Below are 20,578 nucleotides of genomic sequence, written 5' to 3'. Positions count from 1 at the left end.
GTTGAAACTATGCATCTAACGCGATAGACTAAACTAATATACGTCCAATAAAAGGAGATTAAATATATGGCTTATCAACCAGATACAAAGGAGACTACAGAACTCATTCAACAACTTGTATCCATTCCAAGCCCTTCAGGATATACGAAACAAGTGATTTCGTTTGTAGAAACCTTCTTACAAGAATATAATGTAAAAACGAAACGCAACCGTAAAGGTGGGTTAATCGCTACACTCCCAGGCAAAAACGACAAAGAGCACCGAATGTTGACAGCTCACGTCGATACACTGGGAGCGATGGTCAAAGAAGTGAAAAGCAACGGTCGCCTGAAGCTCGATTTAATCGGTGGCTTTCACTACAATTCAATTGAAGGCGAATATTGTAAGATCCACACAGCTTCGGGCGAGTCTATTACGGGAACGATTTTGCTTCATCAGACATCTGTTCACGTTTACAAAAACGCTGGTGCAGCAGAACGCAATCAAGCTAACATGGAAGTTCGCATCGATGCAAAAGTGAATACAGCAGAGGAAATTCGTGCACTTGGTATTGAGGTAGGAGATTTCATCTCATTGGAGCCACGCGTGGAAGTCACTGAAAGCGGCTATATTAAGTCCCGCCACTTGGATGACAAAGCAAGTGTCGCGATGCTGTTGCAGCTCATTAAACATATCCAAGTCGAAAACATTGAATTGCCTTACACGACACACTTCCTTATATCGAATAATGAAGAAATTGGTTATGGTGGTAACTCAAATATTACTGAAGAAACCGTCGAGTATCTAGCAGTCGATATGGGTGCCATGGGTGACGGTCAGACCACAGACGAATACACGGTATCCATTTGCGCCAAAGACTCTAGTGGCCCGTACCATTACGGACTGCGTAATCACCTAGTGGAGCTGGCAAAACAACACAACATCGGGTATAAAATCGATATGTATCCACATTACGGATCTGATGCATCTGCCGCTATTAAGGCAGGACACGACATCATCCATGGCTTGATTGGACCGGGAATTGACTCCTCCCATGCGTTTGAACGTACACATGAAGAATCATTAAAAAACACTTTACAATTAATCTATTATTATGTGCTTTCCGATCTTCAAAGCTATTAAACATGTATACAAGGTACTGGGCATTTGATGCTTCAGTATCTTTTCAATTGATTGACATTTCACGTAAAATAACAAATAATGAGAGGTAAGCGCTTTCAATATATCGGTAATTATATCAAATACAGCGAAAGCGGTTCCAGTATTTTTGTATGGAACAGCTTTCTTTAAGGAGCAATCACAAATGGCATTCACGAGTTTAAACCAACTGATCGAGCATGCAGAACAGGATCATACGCCGATTTATGAGCTAATGATTCAATCTGAAATCAAGCAAAAAAGCATGCAGAGAGATACTATCATCAAGAAAATGTCAGAACAATTTACGGTAATGGAAGAAGCTGTTCGCAAAGGAACGACTACATCTATCATGTCACGCACCGGACTAACGGGCGGCGATGGACAGCGGTTATATGATTATGCTAAAAAGGGAAATTCATTTGTTCATCCTTCTACCCTGCACACCGCCGCAAATGCACTGGCTGTATCAGAGGTGAACGCGAATATGGGACGAATCGTCGCAACGCCTACTGCGGGATCTGCAGGGATTTTACCTGCAGTTCTCGTTCATGCGCTCGATAGTGGAAAGTACACCCGCGAACAAATTGTCTTATCTATGTTTACGGCATCTGCCCTAGGGTTAGTCATCGCAAATCGTGCTTCCATTTCAGGAGCTGCGGGAGGATGCCAAGCGGAAGTCGGCTCTGCTACCGCAATGGCGGCAGGTACATTAGTGGAACTTGCTGGCGGCACGCCTGACCAAGTCGGTCACGCAATAGGTATCGCACTGAAAAACTCATTGGGTCTTGTGTGTGATCCGGTGGCGGGTCTGGTAGAAATTCCATGTATCATTCGAAATGGACTGCATGCTATCACAGCTGAAGCTGCCGCAGATATGGCGATGGCAGGGGTTGTAAGTATCATCCCTCCTGACGAAGTAATCCATGTCATGCACGAGGTAGGACAGAACATGCCAGAGTCACTGCGCGAAACTGGAATCGGTGGACTTGCTGGTACGCCCACGGGTCAAAAACTGAAAACCCAAGTATTTGGTAAGGACAAAGAGCAAAAAGCAAAAAGCAGTGGTGCACCAGCTAAATATCAAAGCGCTTATGAAATCATCGGCCCAGTCATGATTGGTCCATCAAGCTCACACACTGCTGGAGCTGTTCGAATTGGGAACGTTGCACATCAGCTATTGAACGAGAAACCTATTCGTGCGAAGTTTTCATTAATGGGTTCTTTCGCCACTACTTATCAAGGACATGGTACCGACTTAGCTCTTCTGGCTGGTGTCATGGGTTACAATACTACCGATGAAAGAATTCCTAACGCTAAAGAACTTGCGAACGAAACAGGTTTAGAATACGAATTCACGAAACGTGTGCTGGGTAGCTATCATCCAAACACCGTACTTGTGGAGTTAACAGGATTGACCAACACAATAAAAGTCCTCGCCAGTTCACTTGGTGGAGGTAAAATTGAAGTACAGGAACTCGATGATTATCCGATAAAATTCTCTGGCGAACGTCCAGCACTATTAATTCGCCATACCGATCAAAAAGGGGTCATTGCCGATCTTTTAGGTATTCTCTCGAGAAAAGGAATCAATATTGCTCGTATGGCGAATGAACGGTTTGCAATTGACGGTCCCGCTATTACGATTTGTGAAATCGACGGCTCTGTGGACGAGGAAATGCTTGCAGAGTTAAAACGCGATGTACCTATTATTGATGATATTGTATTGGTAGAAACAGAATAATTCTGCAGTAAAATACCAGACGTGAAGACACTTTTTATTGTCTTCACGTCTGGTATATTTTTTACCTTGCTACTATATAGTTGTATCTTACTTTTCCATCCAAGCTGGTTTGCCGAAACCTTTAAATTCGGATTCGATTATTTCTAAAAATTGCTCAGATTCTACTACTTCAATAATATCTTTCGCAAATTGCTTATCTACATTATCTGTTTTCACAGCTACCACATTACGGAACTGATCCGGCATATCTTCTAAAGCTAGTGCGTCTAATAAATCCATATTTGCTGCAATGGCAAAGTTACCAGGTACTGCTGCCAAATCAGATCCCTCAACTGAACGTGGTAATTGCCCTGCTTCAACTGGCTGAATCACTAAGTTCTTCGGGTTCTCTGTGATATCTTTTTCAGATGCCGTTAATTGGTCAATTTCTTCATCCATTTTCACTAACCCTGCATCTTCCAATACATATAACGTTCTCGCTGCGTTCACTGGATCATTTGGAATAGTAATAGTTGACCCATCTTCAATTTCCTCAAGAGACTTATATTTGTTTGAATAGATACCTAATGGCGCTGTCGGTACTATAATTAACTCAGAAAGTTCCATATTGTTTTCTTTCTCGAAGTTTTCCAAGTACGTGATGTTTTGGAATAAGTTCGCATCAATATCTCCACTGTCCAACGAAATATTCGGCTGAATATAGTCGCTGAATTCTGTTATTTTAACAGTATATCCTTTTTCCTCAAGTGCTGGTTGAATGGCTTTTTTTAACATGTCACTATATGGACCTGCTGTTGCACCAAAACGAATGTTTTTATCATCATCCGACTTTTCAGTAGACTTTTCTCCTCCACAAGCTGCTAATGCCGCAACCAGCGCAGTAAGAATGAATGCCAGTACTAGTTTCTTCATAAATCCATCTCTCCCCTTTTATCTTTTATCTATCATTTTTGAAAAACGATCTCCACCAAATTGAATCAACTGCACTAGCACTATTAAAATGGCGACGGTAACTAGCATAATACTGTCATCATATCGGTAATAGCCAAAACGAATGGCCAAATCTCCAATTCCGCCTCCCCCAACAAATCCAGCCATTGCTGAATAGGCAACTAAGTTGATTAACGTCAGTGTAAGTCCTTGGATAATACTCGACTTAGATTCAGGTAGTAACACATTCCAAATAATCATCCATGGTGAAGCACCCGTTGAAATGGCTGCTTCTATAACACCTTTGTCTATTTCACGCATGGACGTCTCAACAATCCTCGCAAAGAAAGGAATCGCTGCAACAGAAAGCGATACACTTGCAGCTGCCGGTCCAATCGTATTTCCAACAATCAGTTTCGTCAAAGGTATTAGGGCTACAAGTAGAATAATGAATGGAATCGAGCGAATAATGTTGACGAAAAATCCAACAACCGAATTAATTGCACGGTTCTCTAAAAATAATCCTTTATCTGTTGTAAATAATAGAACACCAAGCGGCAACCCAATAATCAGCGCAATCGAAAGGGAGATGCCTATCATATAAAGTGTTTCACCAAATGCTTTTATAATATCCGGCATAAGTTCCATGATGTGGGCTAGATCAAACATGTTGTCGGATCACCTCCACTTGTGCGTTTTGTTCAAGTATGTATGCAATCGCTTGCTCTACTTCTTCATGTTCACCTTGTAATTCCATTAAGAAAATCCCAAGTGCTCGTTCTTGAATATATTCAATCGACCCATGCAGGAAGTTACCTTTGACTTTATACTTCTGCATCGTATCGGAAATCACACCTTCCATCGCTACTTCACCTTTAAATGTAATTTTTATCAGTGTACCGACCAAATTAGATATGACAGCTTTAGGGATGTCATAAGACACTACACTGCTAATAAACTCCTTTGTCAAAGGTTGAACCGGGTTAGAAAAGATGTCATACACTTGTCCTTCTTCAATGACTTTACCATCCTGCATAATCGCCATGCGATCACAAATCTCTTTTACCACATTCATCTCATGCGTAATTAACACAATGGTAATATTCAATTCTTTATTGATCTTTTTCAACAATCGTAATATAGACATCGTCGTGTTGGGATCCAGTGCGGATGTCGCTTCATCACAAAGCAAAACGGATGGATTATTGGCTAAGGCTCTCGCAATACCAACGCGTTGCTTCTGTCCTCCGCTCAACTGCGCTGGATATACATTGCGTTTTTCAGACAATCCCACCATTTCCAGTAGTTCCATTACACGAATCTCTATTTTATCTGATGGCATTTTTGCTGCCTGTAAAGCAAATGCGACATTTTCGAAAATCGTCTTTTGGCTAATTAAATAAAAGTGCTGAAATATCATTCCAATCTTCAAGCGCGCCTGCCGAAGTTGAACTCCTGATAGTTTCGTTAAATTCACATCATTAATTAAAATCGTACCGCTCGTTGGTTTTTCCAACAAATTCAAACAGCGTATGAGAGAACTTTTCCCCGCTCCTGAATAACCGACAATACCAAATATTTCTCCAGTCTCGATGTCTAGTGATACATCATCTACACCCTTTACCACTCTATCTTTTGTCTGATATACCTTAGACAAATGTTGAATTTGGATCATGTTCTCACTTCTTTCTACATTCAAGTAAATAATAATAATTAATTGATAGCATTAACACTTCTCTTTAAATTAAAAAAATTCTTTCATTTTTCTAAATGAAAGAATTACTGAAATATTCTCAGCTTATCTCTCAGATGGAAAACCATGCTGTAGGATTTGGCACCTTCCTTGATTCATTCAAGGGGTTGCTGGACTTCAACGGGCCTTTTCCCTCAGTCGCTCTTGATAAGAGATTGATATTAAACTATATGCGTAAAACATATACTAATCTGAATTAATAAAACTGTCAAGGTGAATAACGACAATTCAACAGAATATCCGACCTTTTCAATCAACTTTGTTTATTGCACTCAATTTTTGCAATCGTCTGGAATCGAATAATAAACCTTCTATTGAAAAGTCTAGTATGATCTATGTATACTTAACGCAAATACCCTATCAAAGAAAGAAGGAATAAACTATGGCACTGTCCAACCGGTTACAGAATCTCCCTCCGCATTTCTTTACGATATTATTAAATAAAGTAGAAAAGGCTATGGATGAAGGCAGAGATGTGATTAATCTAGGGCGTGGAAATCCTGATCAGCCAACACCTCCTCATATTATTAAAGCGTTGCAAGAAGCCGTTGAAGATCCAGCGACACACGGTTACTCTCCATTCAGAGGGACACTTGCTTTAAAACAAGCAGTCGCTGAATATTATCAGCGTGAATACGATGTCACGATTGACCCTGAAACTGAAGTTGCGGTTCTCGGCGGCACAAAAATTGGTGTTGTAGAACTACCTTTAGCTATTATGAATGAAGGAGATCTATTATTGCTGCCAGACCCTGGTTATCCCGATTACTTGTCAGGTGTAAGTTTAGCTGGTATTCGATATGATACGATGCCGTTACGTAAGGAAAATGAATTTCTTCCTGATTACGATGAACTAACCGATGATCAGAAAAAAGATGCTAAATTAATGTACTTAAACTATCCTAGTAATCCTACAGGCGTCACAGCAACTCCCGAGTTTTATGAAAAAACTGTAGCATTTGCTAAAGAAAATCAGATTGCTGTCTTACAAGATTTTGCATATGGGGGCATTGGTTTCGAAGGCAAGAAACCGATAAGTTTCTTACAAACAGAAGGGGCAAAAGAAGTCGGCATTGAAATGCTGTCCCTTTCCAAAATGTATAATATGGCAGGCTGGCGTGTTGGTTTTGCAGTCGGTAACTCTGAAATAATAGAAGCTTTAAATGTATTGCAAGACCATTTATTCACTAGTATCTTCCCAGCAGTTCAACGTGCCGCAATTGAAGCATTGACGGGACCACAACAATGTGTTGAAGAGTTAGTTGCTCTCTATGAAGGTCGCCTGACAGTATTGCTAACGGAGTGCGAACGCATCGGTTGGGATGTCACAGCTCCTACCGGATCATTTTTCGCTTGGCTACCTGTCCCAGAGGGCTTTACAAGCGAAACTTTCGCCGATTTATTACTGGATAAAGCAGACGTCGCAGTATCACCAGGGAACGGATTTGGTGTTCATGGAGAAGGATATATTCGTGTTGGGTTGTTAGAAAGTGAAGAACGGTTGCAAGAAGCGGTTCGTCGTATTGAAAAGCTCGGTTTATTTAAATAAGAACATGTAATTGCACCTAACATCCATTATGCAAAAAGCCTCCTTACTCATCCCAGTATTTCTGGAATGGCAAGGAGGCTTTCACATGTCTAAAATCATTTTCGTTACAGGCTTTTCTGAAATATATTAATCGAGGTCTGCGGTGTCCAATAGTGCACGCACTTCATCTGTCGTATTCGTGCTCATCAATTCATTTCGAAGTTCGGCTGCTCCACGGAACCCTTTAATGTAAATCTTGAAGAAACGACGTAGTGGTTTAAATAGTCGAGGTTCAAGTTCTGTCGAATATTTATCAAAGAGATCCAGGTGTAGACGCAAAAGATCCAGCAACTCTTTATGATCATGCTCTTTCTTCTCTTTTTCAAATGCAAATGGATTATGAAATATTCCACGTCCTATCATAACCCCATCCACACCGTACTTTTCCACAAGCTCCATACCCATATGACGATCAAGAATATCCCCGTTGATCGTCAGCAATGTGTCGGGCGCTATTTCATCACGAAGCTTTTTGATTTCAGGAATCAATTCCCAATGTGCATTGCCGTTACTCATTTCCTTACGAGTACGTAGATGGATCGAAAGGTTCGCGATATCTTGCTCCAGTACATGTCTGAGCCATGTGCGCCACTCTTCAATGTCAGTGTAGCCAAGACGCGTCTTGACACTGACAGGTAATCCGCCAGCTTTTGCAGCTTGAATAATTGCCGCGGCGGTTTCAGGATGGTTAATCAGCCCACTGCCTTTACCTTTTGTTGCAACGTTCGGCACAGGGCATCCCATATTAATATCCAATCCTTTGAAACCAAGTTCCGCCATCCCAATACTCATCTCGCGGAAATGTTCAGGCTTGTCTCCCCATATGTGAGCGACGATTGGCTGTTCGTCTTCTGTAAACGCCAAACGTCCGCGCACGCTGAAGATTCCTTCTGGGTGACAAAAGCTTTCCGTATTTGTAAATTCCGTAAAGAATACATCCGGACGTGCAGCTTCGCTTACTACATGGCGAAAAACAACATCCGTTACATCCTCCATCGGTGCTAGTATGAAAAATGGCCGTGGTAGATCACGCCAAAAATTAGTACTCATCGTTACGTTCAAATCCTCTCTTCATAACTTGCAGCTGTGTGTACCAAAAACGGTTTTATTACATATACTCAACCCTTACAGATGCCAGTCTCACTATTATACAAAAAATGCACAGATGAATTCCACTTCTTTGAGCTACCACTAAAATTTATTATTAAGCGACTCTATTTGATGTTGGTTTATTGGTCAAATAGAGTCGCTTAATACCGTATGGGAAATTAAAAACCGTTGCTATTTACAGCAACGGCTTCAACTACTATTTCACTACTACCTACGCATTGGTTTCTCTCTGCGCAACTCTTTCATTAAAGAGATGACCATCAATAACATGACGAACGAGAATGGTAAGGCGGCGATAATGATCGTATTTTGTAAGGCAGCCAAGCCACCCACTGATAACAGAATTAATGCAATGGACGATTGGATAATACCCCAAATCATTTTCACACTTGTAGGCGGTGTCAACGATCCATACGTCGATTGCATACCGAGCACAAACGTCGCAGAGTCAGCGCTAGTCACGAAGAACGATGCAATCAACAGAATGGCGATAATCGAAATAATAAATGACCATGGCATTTCGTTAAACATTTCAAAGACCACCAGCTCAGACGAAGAACTTGCGATATCCGCTATTCCTCGACGCTGCATGTCGACAGCTGTCGTGCCGAAAGTAGAGAACCAGAATGCACAAAGCAATGTAGGTGCAAGAAGTACGCCCACCATGAATTCTCGGATTGTACGACCCTTTGAGACACGCGCGATAAACATACTGACAAACGGTGCCCATGAAATCCACCAAGCCCAGTAGAAAATCGTCCAATCAAACAGCCATTGCTGATTACCTTCATTAAGCGGTGCCGTACGAAGACTCATTTGAACGAGATTTCCTACGTAACCACCTAGTGATTCAGTAAACATGTTCAATATTAACAACGTCGGTCCCAACACAACGACGAATGCGAGAAGTAACACAGCAAGTACCAAGTTTGTATTGGATAAATACTTGATCCCTTTACTGAGTCCCGAAGAAGCGGAAATGATAAACAGTACTGTAACTATAGCGATAATGATAAACTGGGAGAGTGTCCCGATCTCAATCCCAAACAAATAATTCAGCCCTGCATTAATTTGAACAGCACCGAAACCGAGAGTTGTTGCAACACCAAATGCGGTAGCAAAGACTGCAAGAACATCAACGAATGTTCCCCACGGACCATCCATCTTCTTGCCAAAAATCGGTTTCAATGTTGCTGAAATTAAACCTGGTGCATCTTTACGGAACTGAAAATAAGCGAGAGATAAAGCGACTATTCCATACATCGCCCATACATGAAGTCCCCAGTGATGGAATGATTCACGTAATCCTTCCTTAAAGGCTTCATCGGTGTTTGGATCTTCTGTTGCAGGATTGACGAAATGTGATAAAGGTTCAGCTGCTCCGTAGAACACTAATCCAATACCCATTCCTGCTGAAAATAGCATAGCAATCCACGTAACGGTAGAAAATTCAGGGCGGTCGGTATCTTTACCGAGTCGAATCTTACCGTACGGACTAAAAATGAGGAAAATGCTTAATAATAGTAGTAATGAAAGCAACAGCAAGTAGTACCATCCAAATGAGGATGCGACAAAATTCTTTGCATTCATTGTAATGGTTTCGAAGCTTTCCGATGCAAATACGCCGTATCCAACCGTAACGACGATCAATGCGATCGTAATGTAAAAGACATTTGATATTTTTCTCATGTTTCTCCTTTCAAAATAAGGTTACTTGTTCGTCTAATGAACGATTATATACTATACATATACTTTCTGAAGAAGGCAAAAGGTAAAAAAAAAAGACAAATATCAAATGAGTTACTTTATTTATTCATAAAGCACGACAAACGTAGACAGGATATAACAAAAAGGAGTTGTTTTATGAAATTACTTATCTCAAATCGATTACATTGAATGAATTAATAATGACCTTATACCTAGTCGAAAGTAGATTTGACACTATATTTCTTCCGCTAGTAATGTGTGGTATTTTGTAGAATTACTACTCTTGTAAATCTAATTAAAAAACATTGTATATCATCAGCTACTTCACAGTTGATGATATACAATGTTAATGAGCTGAGTGCATCTGTAAACCGTTATTTATTATTCCACTGATTGGTAAAAATCAAACCATCTAAACTTCGCCGTTTCTCCCAATTAGCTGTTTCCAATATAGGCGCAGTCGGATAATTCTCCGTGTACCCAATAGATAAAAGTGCAATCGGTTCTATATGAGGTGGTATGTTCAAAATATCGCGCACATCATTCTTTTTATAAAAACTCACCCAGCCCATCGCTAAACCTTCCGCACATGCTGCTAGCCACATATTTTGGATGGCACAAGCAGTCGATAACATGTCGGTTTCAGGGATGGAATTACGTCCTAACACATGTGAGCCGCCACGCGTAGGATCACATGTCACGCAAATAGTGATAGGTGCTTCTTTTATTCCTTGTATTTTTAAGCCAAGAAACTTTGTCTCTTTTTCTCCTTCATCCTCATAATGAATCGCTAGCGCACGCCTTTCTTTATCGGCCGCCCAAGCCAACTTTTCTTTCGTTTCATCAGATGAAACGATGATGAAATTCCATGGTTGCATGAAGCCTACTGAAGGTGCGTGATGAGCCGCTTTCAATATATTATGTATCTGATCCTCAGGAATGGGCGTCGGCAAAAAACTTCGCACATCTCTTCTATTGTAAATCACTTTGTAGACCGCATCTTTTTCTTCTTCAGAAAACATGTAACATCTCTCCTCTAGACTTGTATGTCATTTAGTTTGCTGTTCGTTATAGATCATCACGGTTTTATTATAGTGAAGTTTTGTAAAGAAAGACAGGTTTGTCAAAACGCCGCTTACATATATTGGTTCAGTAAAATAAATGATCCATTTCAATAACCAGAAAAGTGGTTTCAACCGTTTTACAAATCACCGGTTGAAACCACTTCACAAAATACCATTCCTATTAAATATACTCACTTCTCGTCCATTTTCGTAATTGAAACTCCGCGTTCTGCAAATACTGTTTGTGCAACAGATAAAGCATTCAGAACGCTAGGGAATCCAGTATACGGAATCAGGTGCATGATGCAACCGATAATCTCGTCGGGCGTCAAGCCTACATCAAGGCCTGTTTTGATGTGCATCTGAATCTGCGGCTTACCTTGTGCTACAAGAGCCGTAATCGTTGTAAGAACCTTTTGTTTATTATCCAATCCAGGTCGGGAATAGATATCCCCAAACGCAAATTCCACTACATACTTAGTCAAATCCGGTGCTACATCTTTGAAGCTCTCGCCAATTTCCATCTCACCTGCTGGGTTATCTTCACCCGATAACGTAAGTTCCATTAACTTTTCCAAACCACGTTGATAGCGATCTTCCGCCATTCCAAAAACCTCCTTGATTATAGTGCCCGCCATTTCTTCAAAATTGTACGTACACGTTCTTTTCTGTTATTAACTAGCAGTCACACTACTATTATAACAAAATTTATAAATAACCAAAATTTTTCGTCTATTCGTCATTCTATAGGCGAGCCGTCAATATATAAGTTGCATAACTTGTTAACTGGCTTTCCTAATTAGTGTCGTAAAGAGTAGTGCTGTCGTTCGTTTTTCCGTATAGGAGTAATGATCACCTTTTCTTTTTCACCCTAAGCTGCTAATTTTATATGCATTCATCTAATAAGCAAAGCCCCATTGCTTACAAGAAAACCTTCCTATCGTTTATACTTATAAGAAACAATCGACCAAGGAGGTTTGCACAATGGAATTTAAAAATATTGAGGAACAGATCATTCAAAAGTACAAAGACGACGAAAACTTGATGATTCGCCTATTTGTTCAGTGGTGCGCCAATCATAAACTGAATCCACAAACTCTTTATCAGCAAGCATACCCTGAACAACGGGCAAATCCCGCACTAAAAGAAGTCATGGAAAGCGATGATGGATTTGAGGAACTTCATATAGATAATGAAACCATGCTGGATGTACTTCAAATGTTCGGGAATGATGATTTAGCATTTGTAGTCGCGGATGAAATACAGAAATTCAAATCATGATGTGTATCTGCGGGGGAACTATTCCGTTTGTTTATGCTATCAAACGCGGGCAGTTCTTACGCAGATTCTATTTTTCAAAAGTACGCTCTCTTTTATCAAAGCTCTTACTTTTCACTTGCTTACCTACTATGAGTACAGCGGAATATAACACAAGTGCGATGCCAAGTATCTGTAACGGAAGCAGTTGATCACCAAGGAACAATACACCAACTAAAACTGCAACAATTGGTTCAATGGTTGCAAGAATTGATGCCTTCCCCGCTTCCAAATACTTTAGACCCGATGTATATAAGACATATGCCGCCACAGTAGAAATCAGTGCCAGTAGTAGGGCAGCAATCCAAACGTCAACATACTGGAATTTGGCAACCTTGCGCCATACATTACTAGTCAGCGACATGAATAAAGCCATATACAAGAATGTGTACGTAGTAATCGTCAGGGCCGAATACCGTTTCGTTATCGGCTTGGTGAAAACACTGTATAGCGCATAACAAAATCCCGAAAGAATTCCCATTAATAGCGTCTTACTAGGAATAGTCTGCGATCCTAGCGGCAAGAGCCCGACCACAAATGCACAACCGACAATAGCAAATACTAGTGCTAAACCTTTACGGGCAGTTAGTAATTCCTTAAAGAAGATCCTCGATAGAATCATCACGAATAACGGTCCCGTATATAATAACGTCACGGCAAGAGACAAACTGGAACGTGAAAATACTTCGAAGTAAAGGTAGTTAAATAGCGCAAGACTAAAAATACCTGCACTCGCAAAAAATACGTGATCCTTTATTCGTGTCCGTAACTGATCACGAAAGAACAACATCATGATGACAAATAAAAACACAAAGCTGAAAATCCCTCGAATCGCTACTACATCCCAAGCCGTGAATCCCCGTGCATATAGTGGCGCTATGAATAAACCGATCAAACCCCAACAGACTGCTCCTGCAATTGTGATTACATATGTCTTCATACTTGGCTGTGTTTCCACCCTCGTCCCCTCCGTTCCGATACACGTGTAGATGAATTCACCTAATATATAGTTATGTACTGAATTATACTGCATACTTGTAGACGAAACCATTTCAATAGTTACTACGCCTATCTAGTAGATTAGTTTATAATATTATCTGGACGAAAAAAAAGCGCGATAGTCTTGTCTTCAATCATGACAATGCTCTCACACATTTTTTACTACTCTAGATTTTCTTTATAGAACAATACTTTGTAATGAGCAAGAATCTTTCATTAGTCATATTAAGTACTGTCTCTAGTCGGATTATGCGTTATATGGGTACAGATATCTTTATGCGTTACTAACTCAATCATGTAAGGTTTAAGCGATAGACTATAAACTTTCCGCTACTCAACAAGTATGAAATCTACACCACCTACACCGACATCAACTTTCAAATGAATAGTAGTATCCGAGTGCCCGTAAGCTTCATTTACATAGATGCCTTTACCTTTAGCAATTAAACCTTTCGTTCCCACGCTACCTATCCCCTTTGAAACAGATAATTTAACTCCAGTCTCTTTAGGTAAATGAATCTTCGCATCGCCCGCTCCCAGGTTGATGTCCACGTCAAAGCTATCCTTCCATTCGCCGCCTAGATTGATCGTCGTATCCCCCACACCAGCATCTATTGACACTTGATTGAGATGGATTCCTGCCAATCTTAGTTCTGAATCGGATACACCCATTTCGACATCGAGGTTCACAGGTATTTCATTTGTCAGTTGAAGATTCCAATCGTTTCGATGCTTCCGCAAAGCTGAAAAACCTTTCATTTTCTGCTGAATCTCTACATAGCCAACATCTCTTTTATTCTTATACGTAACGGATGGATACCATTTTTTCACGTTCGTATCAATGTCCCCATCCACCCATTGCGTTGCCCCGCCCTCAATTAGAAGAGTACCGGCACCAAAACCGATAGCCACATCGAGCGACTTCGCGTTATCCTTTTCAATTGACAATTCACCAGAGACACGGTCCGTTTTCATCCAGTCATATAACCAAAAGCTAACTATACCTAACAGTACTACGCCTGTAATAACTATCAGTATTTTCCGCATATTCACACCCCTTTACTCTATTATAAGCGTAACTCAATAAAATTGAGTCCATCAGATGACTGAAGTGTATATCAGACTTAGGACTGAGCGGTATATTTTCTCTCCATTGTCATGAAAAGAAATTACCCGCATACCCTTGCCAAACCCTAGCCGTTACACACATTCTGTAATACGCCACATATAATTATGCAATTAGTGCCTTGATACCTGGCATGACACATGTGGTGATTTAAGACACTGAATGATACATACACAATAATCCACATGACTAAAGAGAGGACGATGCATGTGAGGAAGAAGTTGAAGCTAGGAACGATGATTCACGGTATCGGTGAGAAGTTTTCCGACTGGCGGCATTCTACTATGCATTCAGTTGAAAGTATAAACTTTGAATTTTATAAACAACAAGCTCAAACACCAGAACGCGGAAAGTTCGATTTTGCTTTCATCGCGGATGCTTTATACATTAATGAAAAATCCAATCCACATTATCTGAATCGATTTGAACCGCTCAAGATACTTTCTGTAATGACAGCGATGACGGCTGAATTGGAAATGACAGCATAAAATTTTAGTAAATACGTTCATGAGCTATACGGATCACATTAAATCTGAAGCACGCAAACAAAACGAGAACTCGTAGTTGCCGGATGGGGACAATGACTATTCACTTAAGTAGATAATTTTTTCTCTCAAGTACAAATTACTATCATTTTATCAACACTTTAATACTTTACACATTTTTTGCTGTATGATTATCTAATAAACATAAGTATGTTCTACAATGAGGAGGCTACGCATGAAAATTGCCCCGATAACGTATTCCGATGAAATTCAGGACATGATTAAACGTTTGCATCAATTGGATGAATGCTTTTCGGAAGCAGAAGTGATTGATTACATCAGCAAGTTGGAAAAGATTGATGTAATGGATATGTATATTAATCAATATAAGAATAAAGTAACTAGTCCAGTCATTTACGAAGCAATTGCACAAGCTTTCAAGTTCCACTTAGAACAAGTTCCCGTGTTGACCAAAGATAAAATTGGTACTTTTGAGATCCCGCCTTCAACGAATTTGGAAACCTGCAACTGTTTTCCTTCACAAATGATTTTAGATTTATATTTAGCGCATCATCATCATCACGTGACTGGTGCCGATGTGCGGACGATGATTAACCACTATTTTGGGATGAATTTAGCCGGCATTGATGGATTGGGAAGGACCAGAATCTCTTTGTATTCAAAAGGGCAGTGGTTGGTGAAAGATGAAAAAGACTTATTTGTTATTCATACTGGAACCAAAGATATTGACGTGAAAATCTACGGAACAAATTACTTTATGCAGCGTACTGGATCAAAAGACATACCGGCTGAATTACAGTACTCCTTAATTAACATGGGGTATAGTTATAACCCAGAATTGGATGCGTATTACTTTTCAAACCCTTCAGGACTCACTGTTTCCAATGCCTTTAAAGGTAAAACAATAGATGCAATCATTGAAGTTACAAATGCATTATACAAATCTATATAACTATTAAAAGTAACCCAGAGAAGAGGCAATCAAGCCTCTTCTCCGGGTTATTTATTTTCCAAAAGAAGATAGAAACTTCACGCGATCTCCCATTGGAGGTATTGTATTATCTATCAAGGAAACTTCGAGGACTGACGGCCCCTCTACATTCATAAGCTCGTCTATCACTTCTTGTGTCAGATCCTCCATCGCTTCAATTCGTTTACCCGGTATGTTCATGGCCGCAGCCATAGCTGCAATATTCACCGGTTCTTGTTCGAATGCTGGGTGGGAGCGTTTATATTGCAATGAATGTCCATGATAGACCATTCCTAAGCGCGCATTATTCATCACTACAAATAAAATCGGCAACTTATGTTCTTTTGCAGTCAGGATTTCCATACCATGCATGAAGAAACACCCGTCACCCGTAACGCAAACTACTGGACGTTCAGGTTCAGCAAGCTTCGAACCAATTGCAGAACCTATTCCACTCCCCATCGCCCCAAAATGCACATTAATATCAAATGAATCGGACTCCACCACATTCATGTCATGAATGATATACGCCATGAACTCACCGATATCGACGGTATATCTAGTTTTGCGGGGAGCGTAATTTTGCAGACGCATCAAAACATTTTTCGTATTGTACTCTTCACTATCTACCATTCCTATTTCCTGTTTAATAAACGCTTGTTCTTTGGTCGGCAAGTTTAAACTTTTTAATTCATCTAGTAACGCGGTCAAACTTAAATCTATATCTCCCCAAACAGCAGCATCCACTTCATATTTACGATTAAATACGGATGAATCGTAATCCAATTGAATGGTATATCGATTTTTAGTGAGATTGACGTTCCAATTATTCGTAGCCGTCTCTCCTAAACTAGAGCCGACTACGAGTATAGCTTCACCATCTTTTCCATTGATCAATGCAGAAGCGGCCTCATGACCGGCAAAGCCGAATACACCAACGAGCAGTGGATGATCATCTGTAATATAACCTTTTGCCTGCGGTGTTGTAATGATCGGCCAACCAAGCTCCTCCGCTAACTCAAGTAACTGATCGACAGAGTTCCTAATACCTTGTCCTACAAAGATATATCCATCCTGTTTACTAGCAATCTCTCTTGCCACAGACTGTATGATGTTTTGATCTGGAACAATCGGCGTTCTTTTTGGCGGAGCTGGTATTTCGGGAGATTGAATTTGATTGATTTGGATATCTATCGGCATGGCGATATGGACAGGACCTGGTACACCAGAAACCGCTAGTTCACATGCCTTTGCCACTTCTCCAAGTAAATTCTTCGAGTCCGTTACAGTTACACTATATTTCGTTACTGATTTGAAAAGCGGTTCAGCATCTAATTCTTGAGAGGCATTTAAACCGACAGTATCGACGGGAACTGCGCCCGTCAAAAATAAAACAGGGACATGTTCACGCAATGCATTTGCGGCACCCGTTAGTAGATTAGTACCACCAGGTCCACTGCATCCAATACACACACTCATAGTAGCTGTATATTTGGCATATGCCACTGCCATATAGGAAGCCGCGCCTTCATGCTTCGTAACAATAGGCGTCAGTTCAGGTATTTCATACAACTCATCAAAAAATGCATTGACAGAACCTGCTGGGATGCCAAAAACATGTTTTACTCCTGTAGCCGTTAAATAATCCAATACTGCACGAACAGCTTTCATAACAACTCTCCTTTAGTAACCAGATATGTGCTTTCGAATTCATTGACCTTTAGCGGTACATTAAAGTAATAACCTTGCATAATATAACATTCTCTCGAAGCCAAAAATTCGGCTTGTTCCAGTGTTTCGACACCTTCAGCTACTACATCTAATCCCAGATTTTTTGCTAATGTGATAATTGTATTTGCGATGGCTGAATTATCGTCATTGCTTTTCAATTCTTGAATAAATGATTTATCTATTTTCAAAGCATTAATTGGCAAGTTTTTCAAATAACCCAATGATGAATAACCTGTACCAAAGTCATCAATGGACATCTTGATTCCAATTGCCTGTAACCTTTTCATCGTCTGGATAGTCAGTTCTGTATTTTTAATGATTTGATTTTCCGTAATTTCAAGACATAAAAGCTTTGCTGATACGCCTACTTCATCCAAAATCCCTTTAACCGTTTGGAATAAATTATTTTGTTCAAACTGGCGGGCTGATAAATTTACGGATACTACAATCGATGGATACCCTTTTGCTTGCCACTGCTTGATTTGGTTACATGCCTTTCTAATCACCCACTCTCCGATAGGAACGATTAGTCCAGTCTCCTCTGCCAGCGGGATAAATCGATCCGGCGAGATTAACCCTTCTGTTGAATGATTCCATCTCAATAATGCTTCAGTTCCAATGAGTGTATGTGTACTGTAATCAATTTGTGGTTGAAAATAAATTTCCAACTCCTCACGATCGAGCGCTTTATATAAAGCATTTTCAAGTTTCACATTTTCAAACGTCCTAATATCCATCGCCAAGTGATAAAATTGATAACTGCTGCCAGATACGGTTTTAGACTGATACATCGCAATATCCGCGTTTTTTATCAATAACTCCGCCGTTTGTCCATCTTTCGGAAATAAACTAACCCCAATACTGCTGTGGATATGCATTTCATGGCCTTTCAGATTGAATGGCTTGTTAAATTGATCCACAATCTTTTCGGCCACCTCTACCACTTCCGCTTCAGATTCAATATAAGGCAAGTAGATAACAAATTCGTCCCCGCCTTGACGTGAAGCTGTAGCGCCTTCAGGAAGGCACGCGGATATACGTCTAGCTACATGTACCAATAAAATATCGCCATAGCTATGCCCTAATAAGTCATTGACTGATTTGAAACGATCCAAGTCCATAAACAGGACCGCTGCTTTTTCTTTACGAGAATGAGCAATGCTCAAACCTTGTTGCATTCGATCTTTTAATAGCACTCGGTTGGGTAGATCGGTCAAGCTATCATAATACGCATGGTATCTGATTTCTTTCTCCATCTTCTTTCTTTCGGAAATATCTTTAAACGTAACGACTTCCCCAACAATTCTATCGCCTTCCTTGATAGAAGACCTAACATATTCTACAGGGAAATTAGACTGATCTTGCCTGAAAAATGTAACTTCATCAATATTCGTATGGTTTTCATTGTAAATAATACTGACAGGTTTACCTATTAGTTCATTCTTACTATCATAGCCTAGCGTCGTAGCAGCCGCCGGATTACAAAACGTAATGACGCCATGTAAATCCAACCCGAATATTCCTTCACCTGCCGAATGGAGAATTAGTTCTTTCTCCCGGCTAAGCCGCTGTAATTCCTTCATTGCTGTTTCCAGTTCGTTGTTCTTTTCGGTTATCTCTTCAGTTCGCTGTTTTATGATCGACTCTTGCTTTTCCATATTCAATAAGTTTAATAAAGTGGAAGCCGTTGTATCGACAATAGATTGCGTCAGCTGTTGACTGGCCTGGGAGTAATCCGGATTTTTTTTAAAAAGGTCTGCAATGACTATTAAACCTAATACTTTACCCATGGAAACGATAGGAAGTATAAACATCGATTGAATGCCAAAGTGTCGACATGCTTTATGGTTCACTCGATCGTCTGAAAAGACATCTGGAATGAGTTCTGCCTTTCTAGTTGCGATCACTTCCTCGAACACTTTATCATTTTCCACATCAAATTTTATCTCGTCATGGGATTTAACCCATGCTTCTACCGACCAGTCGCTCTTACGATTAATTGTTGTAGGCTTAATCTTCATATGAACTAACGGATCAACTAAATGTATCCCTATATTATTATTTCCAAGCACCTTTTCTATATAAAGAAAACATATATCCAGCGCTTCCTGCATGGTAGAACATAGTGATAAATCCCGAGTTATATCCAACAATAATTGCTTTTCCTTAATAAGTTCTTCTTTATTCGTTAACAGTTTGGCATTTTGAATAGCAACAGCAGCCATATTGACATAAGATTGGACCGTTTGAATCTCAATCTCCGTCAGGTTCATCGGTGTTCCATAGTCGAACAAGAAAACTAGTCCAAATAATTCCGTCTCGCCAGTAATGGGCAAAACCAATAGAGATTTTATCTTAAACGCTTCGACTGCCCTTGGGTCAGGTCGATGATCTTTGGATGTATCCGGTATATATATCGTTCGTTGTGTTTCAATTACTTCTTTCGCCAGCAAATCGAAGTCGGTATCAATTGTATGCATATCGAGCGTCATGCCATTGATCACTTCAGGTTTTCCTACGAAGCCCCTGAACGATCCATCTTGTTGTGGCAAATAAATTCCGACCGAGTCACATCGAACAATCTCCTCTGAGATAGCAGTCACTACGTGATTCAGTACATCTCTTAACTCTAGCTTTGTATTTATTAGCTTTGTTATATTCGCTAGTCGAAGATATCTAGTTTGATCTTTCACTATTCATACCTCCTCTTCTGCCCAATGTATTATCTATTGATAGTATATTTAATACCCTCATCTATGGTGGGATATCACCTCTTACTCTACTATTCGACAAATTATTTAAAATAGCCTTTAGTAGATGATACAACTATATTAAATATATAACGAACAGGAGTATTTTGTATAAGCATATAGTAGCAATAACAATACGTATAACA

At 40.1% G+C, this 20,578-nt stretch carries 17 protein-coding genes and 1 riboswitch; of the genes, 6 read left to right on the top strand and 11 right to left on the bottom strand.

What is annotated here, in order from left to right; genetic code table 11:
• The first annotated feature begins 66 nt into the window (after nt 1-66).
• Nucleotides 67-1,122, top strand: a complete 1,056-nt coding sequence (locus CSV72_RS06520) for a M42 family metallopeptidase (protein WP_099677680.1) — start codon at nt 67-69, stop codon at nt 1,120-1,122.
• A 181-nt stretch (nt 1,123-1,303) separates the two neighbouring features.
• Nucleotides 1,304-2,881 carry an L-serine ammonia-lyase, iron-sulfur-dependent, subunit alpha gene (gene sdaAA, locus CSV72_RS17140; RefSeq protein WP_099677679.1) on the top strand — a complete coding sequence of 526 codons (1,578 nt, stop codon included), beginning with the start codon at nt 1,304-1,306 and terminating at the stop codon, nt 2,879-2,881.
• 87 nt (nt 2,882-2,968) lie between these two features.
• On the opposite strand, the gene CSV72_RS06510 is transcribed toward sdaAA, so the two are convergent.
• From CSV72_RS06510 to CSV72_RS06500, 3 genes are read right to left on the bottom strand one after another with little or no spacing between them, the layout of a single operon-like run.
• Nucleotides 2,969-3,793 (bottom strand): MetQ/NlpA family ABC transporter substrate-binding protein, encoded by an 825-nt coding sequence (locus CSV72_RS06510; RefSeq protein WP_099677678.1) that lies wholly within the window; start codon nt 3,791-3,793, stop codon nt 2,969-2,971.
• Nucleotides 3,794-3,811: 18 nt separating this feature from the next.
• Nucleotides 3,812-4,480 (bottom strand): methionine ABC transporter permease, encoded by a 669-nt coding sequence (locus CSV72_RS06505; protein ID WP_099677677.1) that lies wholly within the window; start codon nt 4,478-4,480, stop codon nt 3,812-3,814.
• The gene (locus tag CSV72_RS06500; protein ID WP_099677676.1) at nt 4,473-5,486 is read right to left on the bottom strand and encodes a methionine ABC transporter ATP-binding protein; all 1,014 of its coding nucleotides are present in this window, start codon (nt 5,484-5,486) and stop codon (nt 4,473-4,475) included. The genes CSV72_RS06505 and CSV72_RS06500 overlap by 8 nt, the downstream gene beginning before the upstream one ends.
• Nucleotides 5,487-5,606: 120 nt before the next feature.
• A riboswitch (SAM riboswitch) is annotated at nt 5,607-5,718 on the bottom strand.
• Between the two features lie 228 nt (nt 5,719-5,946).
• Between CSV72_RS06500 and CSV72_RS06495 the strand changes: the two genes are divergently transcribed.
• Nucleotides 5,947-7,113 (top strand): pyridoxal phosphate-dependent aminotransferase, encoded by a 1,167-nt coding sequence (locus CSV72_RS06495; protein ID WP_099677675.1) that lies wholly within the window; start codon nt 5,947-5,949, stop codon nt 7,111-7,113.
• Between the two features lie 126 nt (nt 7,114-7,239).
• On the opposite strand, the gene CSV72_RS06490 is transcribed toward CSV72_RS06495, so the two are convergent.
• The 4 genes from CSV72_RS06490 to CSV72_RS06475 all read right to left on the bottom strand — a co-directional run bounded on the left by CSV72_RS06490 (nt 7,240) and on the right by CSV72_RS06475 (nt 11,638).
• The gene (locus tag CSV72_RS06490; protein WP_099677674.1) at nt 7,240-8,202 is read right to left on the bottom strand and encodes a tRNA dihydrouridine synthase; all 963 of its coding nucleotides are present in this window, start codon (nt 8,200-8,202) and stop codon (nt 7,240-7,242) included.
• Between the two features lie 267 nt (nt 8,203-8,469).
• Nucleotides 8,470-9,951, bottom strand: a complete 1,482-nt coding sequence (locus CSV72_RS06485; RefSeq protein WP_099677673.1) for a glycine betaine uptake BCCT transporter — start codon at nt 9,949-9,951, stop codon at nt 8,470-8,472.
• Nucleotides 9,952-10,343: 392 nt separating this feature from the next.
• Nucleotides 10,344-10,991 (bottom strand): 5,6-dimethylbenzimidazole synthase, encoded by a 648-nt coding sequence (bluB, locus tag CSV72_RS06480; protein ID WP_099677672.1) that lies wholly within the window; start codon nt 10,989-10,991, stop codon nt 10,344-10,346.
• 233 nt (nt 10,992-11,224) lie between these two features.
• On the bottom strand, nt 11,225-11,638 hold the full coding sequence (locus CSV72_RS06475) for a carboxymuconolactone decarboxylase family protein (protein ID WP_085131854.1): 414 nt from the start codon (nt 11,636-11,638) through the stop codon (nt 11,225-11,227).
• Between the two features lie 379 nt (nt 11,639-12,017).
• Here CSV72_RS06475 and CSV72_RS06470 point away from each other — a divergent pair, with 379 nt between their 5' ends.
• Nucleotides 12,018-12,314, top strand: a complete 297-nt coding sequence (locus tag CSV72_RS06470) for a hypothetical protein (protein WP_099677671.1) — start codon at nt 12,018-12,020, stop codon at nt 12,312-12,314.
• A 67-nt stretch (nt 12,315-12,381) separates the two neighbouring features.
• On the opposite strand, the gene CSV72_RS06465 is transcribed toward CSV72_RS06470, so the two are convergent.
• Both CSV72_RS06465 and CSV72_RS06460 read right to left on the bottom strand, forming a co-directional pair.
• The gene (locus CSV72_RS06465; protein ID WP_199170066.1) at nt 12,382-13,290 is read right to left on the bottom strand and encodes a DMT family transporter; all 909 of its coding nucleotides are present in this window, start codon (nt 13,288-13,290) and stop codon (nt 12,382-12,384) included.
• A gap of 389 nt (nt 13,291-13,679) precedes the next feature.
• Nucleotides 13,680-14,396: a toast rack family protein gene (locus CSV72_RS06460; RefSeq protein ID WP_099677669.1), complete on the bottom strand. Its 717-nt coding sequence runs from the start codon at nt 14,394-14,396 to the stop codon at nt 13,680-13,682.
• Nucleotides 14,397-14,660: 264 nt separating this feature from the next.
• Between CSV72_RS06460 and CSV72_RS06455 the strand changes: the two genes are divergently transcribed.
• The gene (locus CSV72_RS06455) at nt 14,661-14,963 is read left to right on the top strand and encodes an LLM class oxidoreductase (protein WP_233191122.1); all 303 of its coding nucleotides are present in this window, start codon (nt 14,661-14,663) and stop codon (nt 14,961-14,963) included.
• Between the two features lie 232 nt (nt 14,964-15,195).
• Nucleotides 15,196-15,933 carry a hypothetical protein gene (locus CSV72_RS06450; protein WP_099677668.1) on the top strand — a complete coding sequence of 246 codons (738 nt, stop codon included), beginning with the start codon at nt 15,196-15,198 and terminating at the stop codon, nt 15,931-15,933.
• Between the two features lie 51 nt (nt 15,934-15,984).
• Here the strand turns inward: CSV72_RS06450 and CSV72_RS06445 are convergent, their stop codons facing one another.
• Nucleotides 15,985-17,622 (bottom strand): thiamine pyrophosphate-binding protein, encoded by a 1,638-nt coding sequence (locus tag CSV72_RS06445; protein ID WP_099677667.1) that lies wholly within the window; start codon nt 17,620-17,622, stop codon nt 15,985-15,987.
• Nucleotides 17,619-20,378, bottom strand: a complete 2,760-nt coding sequence (locus CSV72_RS06440; protein ID WP_099677666.1) for a bifunctional diguanylate cyclase/phosphodiesterase — start codon at nt 20,376-20,378, stop codon at nt 17,619-17,621. Before CSV72_RS06440 ends, CSV72_RS06445 begins: the two co-directional genes overlap by 4 nt.
• Between the last annotated feature and the right edge of the window lie 200 nt (nt 20,379-20,578).

Origin of the sequence: Sporosarcina sp. P20a (genome assembly GCF_002743175.1) — a bacterium.
In the GTDB taxonomy this organism is placed as follows: Bacteria; Bacillota; Bacilli; order Bacillales_A; family Planococcaceae; genus Sporosarcina.
The sequence above is the reverse complement of the archived record's forward strand: the minus strand, read 5'-3'. Positions and strand labels throughout refer to the sequence as shown.

Coding starts and splice junctions, on each gene's coding strand:
- CSV72_RS06520 (WP_099677680.1), top strand. CDS start 67: ATGGCTTATCAACCAGATACAAAGGAGACTACAGAACTCATTCAACAA.
- sdaAA (WP_099677679.1), top strand. CDS start 1,304: ATGGCATTCACGAGTTTAAACCAACTGATCGAGCATGCAGAACAGGAT.
- CSV72_RS06510 (WP_099677678.1), bottom strand. CDS start 3,793: ATGAAGAAACTAGTACTGGCATTCATTCTTACTGCGCTGGTTGCGGCA.
- CSV72_RS06505 (WP_099677677.1), bottom strand. CDS start 4,480: ATGTTTGATCTAGCCCACATCATGGAACTTATGCCGGATATTATAAAA.
- CSV72_RS06500 (WP_099677676.1), bottom strand. CDS start 5,486: ATGATCCAAATTCAACATTTGTCTAAGGTATATCAGACAAAAGATAGA.
- CSV72_RS06495 (WP_099677675.1), top strand. CDS start 5,947: ATGGCACTGTCCAACCGGTTACAGAATCTCCCTCCGCATTTCTTTACG.
- CSV72_RS06490 (WP_099677674.1), bottom strand. CDS start 8,202: ATGAGTACTAATTTTTGGCGTGATCTACCACGGCCATTTTTCATACTA.
- CSV72_RS06485 (WP_099677673.1), bottom strand. CDS start 9,951: ATGAGAAAAATATCAAATGTCTTTTACATTACGATCGCATTGATCGTC.
- bluB (WP_099677672.1), bottom strand. CDS start 10,991: ATGTTTTCTGAAGAAGAAAAAGATGCGGTCTACAAAGTGATTTACAAT.
- CSV72_RS06475 (WP_085131854.1), bottom strand. CDS start 11,638: ATGGCGGAAGATCGCTATCAACGTGGTTTGGAAAAGTTAATGGAACTT.
- CSV72_RS06470 (WP_099677671.1), top strand. CDS start 12,018: ATGGAATTTAAAAATATTGAGGAACAGATCATTCAAAAGTACAAAGAC.
- CSV72_RS06465 (WP_199170066.1), bottom strand. CDS start 13,290: ATGAAGACATATGTAATCACAATTGCAGGAGCAGTCTGTTGGGGTTTG.
- CSV72_RS06460 (WP_099677669.1), bottom strand. CDS start 14,396: ATGCGGAAAATACTGATAGTTATTACAGGCGTAGTACTGTTAGGTATA.
- CSV72_RS06455 (WP_233191122.1), top strand. CDS start 14,661: ATGACTAAAGAGAGGACGATGCATGTGAGGAAGAAGTTGAAGCTAGGA.
- CSV72_RS06450 (WP_099677668.1), top strand. CDS start 15,196: ATGAAAATTGCCCCGATAACGTATTCCGATGAAATTCAGGACATGATT.
- CSV72_RS06445 (WP_099677667.1), bottom strand. CDS start 17,622: ATGAAAGCTGTTCGTGCAGTATTGGATTATTTAACGGCTACAGGAGTA.